The sequence below is a fragment of the Shewanella sp. TB7-MNA-CIBAN-0143 genome (assembly GCF_040310065.1).
In the GTDB taxonomy this organism is placed as follows: Bacteria; Pseudomonadota; Gammaproteobacteria; order Enterobacterales; family Shewanellaceae; genus Shewanella.
Window position 1 is genome coordinate 1 of record NZ_JBEOPL010000129.1, and the last position, 251, is coordinate 251.

1 protein-coding gene is annotated in these 251 nt (G+C 44.2%); it reads left to right on the plus strand.

Annotated features, from left to right (window positions below; all coding sequences use genetic code 11):
- A partial coding sequence (gspL, locus tag AAEY97_RS21395; RefSeq protein WP_351001380.1) for a type II secretion system protein GspL occupies positions 1-251 on the plus strand: 251 nt, incomplete at both ends.

A 251-nucleotide genomic window follows, 5' to 3' on the forward strand; every position in this document is an offset into this window, starting at 1 on the left:
GGCGAGCAGCATGCTGTTCGTGTTGCTATGACCGACCGCGAATGGTTTGAGGCGTGGCTAGCACTATTTGCAGAGCATAATTTATCGGTATATAAAATATTACCCGATGCTTTGTTATTACCCCCTGCAGATGAGGATACAGTAACGGCAATAGCGCTTAATAATCAGTGGTTATTTAAACAAGGCCCATGGCGTATAAGTGCAGTAGAGACGAGCTGGTTAAATGGTTATTTAACGGCAATGGGTAATCC